This window comes from Hymenobacter persicinus (genome assembly GCF_004167665.1).
Classification (GTDB): Bacteria; Bacteroidota; Bacteroidia; order Cytophagales; family Hymenobacteraceae; genus Hymenobacter; species Hymenobacter persicinus.
Genome location: NZ_SEWE01000122.1, coordinates 1 through 2,629, shown reverse-complemented (window position 1 = coordinate 2,629; position 2,629 = coordinate 1). Strand labels below are relative to the sequence as shown.

Here is a 2,629-nt window from a genome sequence, read left to right as displayed (position 1 = left end):
CGGGCAGGCCACCAGCACGTGCACGCCCTGGGGCAGCAACTCGGTGCGCAACGCCTCCAGGAAGCCCTGCATGGCAAATTTGGAAGCCGAATAGCCCGTACGCCCCGGCAGACCCCGGTAGCCGGCAATGCTGGAAATGCCCACAATGGAGCCCTTGGCGGCCAGAATGTGGGGCAAAGCAAACTTGGTGGTGTACACGGTGCCGAAAAAGTTGGTTTGCATCAGGCGCCGGATAACGTCGAGGTCGGCGTCCTGAAACAGGGCCCGCATCGAGATACCGGCGTTGTTGATCAGCACGTCGAGGCGGCCAAAGGCAGCCACGGTATCGGCCACGGCCCGCTCAGAATCCGCTTCCACGCCCACGTCGGCGCGCACGATGCGGTGTTGAATACCGAGCTGGGTTAGCTCCTGGGCCGTTTCGGTGAGCTTGGCTTGGTCGCGGCCCGTGACCACAACCTGGGCCCCGGCCCGGCCAAACACGACGGCGCAGGCGCGGCCGATGCCGGAAGTGCCGCCGGTGATTAGTACAACTTTTCCTTTCATAAACGCAGACTCCAGTAAAAATGGCCCGGGCACGCCCGGGTGAACGGCGCAAAACTACGGCTTTCCGCGTTTATCGCCGGGTTTTCCCTGCTCATCGAGGAAGTTCTGGGGCTCGTCTGGGAGAAGCGGGAAAATTGGATTTAGTCGCTACATTTAGGGATAAAATTCACTCTTTTCGTCCCGGGCATTTTCTATGATGCAACTTCTACGCTTTCGGCGCAAAGCGCCAATGCTTTACGGCTTCTTACTTCCCCTGCTGACGATGCTGGCCACCGGCGTCGGCGCGCAGGCCCAATGCCCGGTTGCCGCCAGCTGCACCCCCGGCCCCGCCTCCAATTCGGGCGCGGGCAGCATTGGAATGGGTATTCTGAACGTCACGCTGGGCACCATCAACAACTCCACCAACGGCGTCCAGGACGGCTATAAGGACTATTCCTGCACTCTGGGCACCAACCTGACGGTGGGCGCGAACTACGCCCTGAGCGTGACGACCAACCCTAACGCCGACGAGAACGTGCGGGTCTGGATTGACCTCAACAACGACGGCTCGTTCAACGCCACTTCGGAGCTCGTGTTCAGCTCCGACAGCAAGCGCCTGCACACGGGCACGCTGCGCATGCCCCTCACCACGACGCTCAACACCAAGTTGCGCATGCGGGTGGCAGCCGACTATTTTGCCGCGCCGGTTCCGGGTCCGTGCACCACGCCCCAATTTTCACAAACCGAAGATTACGCCGTGACGGCCCTGGCCAACACCGCCGCGCCGGCCGTGGAGTTTGTGGCCGACCAGACCCTGACCTGCTCGGGCTGCGTGCAGTTCACGGACCAAAGCCAGAACGCACCGACCTCCTGGCTCTGGAACTTCGGCGACGGGCAGACCAGCACCCAGCAAAACCCGCGGCACTGCTATACCACGGCCGGCACCTACACCGTGGTACTGACGGCCACCAACGCTGTGGGCAGCAACAGCCGCACCCGCACGAACTACATCACCTACAACTCGGCCGTGCCCCTGGCCGCCAGCTGCACCCCGGCCACGGCCGCGCAGTGCTGCGGCTACGGCATCACCAACTTTACGCTGGGCTCGTTGAGCAACCCGTCGGCGGTGGGCAGCTACGAGGACTTCACCTGCACGTCCCGCGTGGAGCTGACCGAGGGCAACGCCCACCCCATCAGCATTACCACCGGCACGGCCAACGCCCAGGACACGCGGGTGTGGCTGGATCTGAACAACGACGGCATTTTCACGACCAATGAGCTGCTTTTCCAAGCCCTGAACCGCGTCAGCCCCAGCGGCACGCTCACCATTCCGGCTACGGCCGTGAAAGACCAGCCCCTGCGCCTGCGGGTGCTGTCGGACTTTGTGGGCGGGGCCAGCCTGCCGTGCTCGACGCCCCAGCTGGGTCAGATTGAGGATTATACCGTGACGGTGCGCGTGAACCGCAACCCGCCGGTGGCGGCCTTTACCTCGAACTACGTGCCCGCCACCTGCGTGAACCCGGTACAGTTCACCGACCAAAGCCAGAACGCACCCACTTCCTGGCTCTGGGACTTCGGCGACGGGCAGACCAGCACCCAGCAAAACCCGCGGCACTGCTATACCACGGCCGGCACCTACACCGTGGTACTGACGGCCACCAACGCTGTGGGCAGCAACAGCCGCACCCGCACGAACTACATCACCTACAACTCGGCCGTGCCCCTGGCCGCCAGCTGCACCCCGGCCACGGCCGCGCAGTGCTGCGGCTACGGCATCACCAACTTTACGCTGGGCTCGTTGAGCAACCCGTCGGCGGTGGGCAGCTACGAGGACTTCACCTGCACGTCCCGCGTGGAGCTGACCGAGGGCAACGCCCACCCCATCAGCATTACCACCGGCACGGCCAACGCCCAGGACACGCGGGTGTGGCTGGATCTGAACAACGACGGCATTTTCACGACCAATGAGCTGCTTTTCCAAGCCCTGAACCGCGTCAGCCCCAGCGGCACGCTCACCATTCCGGCTACGGCCGTGAAAGACCAGCCCCTGCGCCTGCGGGTGCTGTCGGACTTTGTGGGCGGGGCCAGCCTGCCGTGCTCGACGCCC

At 64.0% G+C, this 2,629-nt stretch carries 2 protein-coding genes; one reads left to right on the top strand and one right to left on the bottom strand.

All coding sequences use genetic code 11. From position 1 onward, the window contains the following. The coding region (locus tag EWM57_RS20890; RefSeq protein WP_129923221.1) for an SDR family oxidoreductase at positions 1-543 on the bottom strand (543 nt) is incomplete at its 3' end. Positions 544-736: 193 nt separating this feature from the next. On the opposite strand from EWM57_RS20890, the gene EWM57_RS21455 reads away from it, so the two are divergent. After that, positions 737-2,629 (top strand): GEVED domain-containing protein (locus tag EWM57_RS21455; protein ID WP_207218378.1); only part of this gene is annotated, 1,893 nt, incomplete at its 3' end.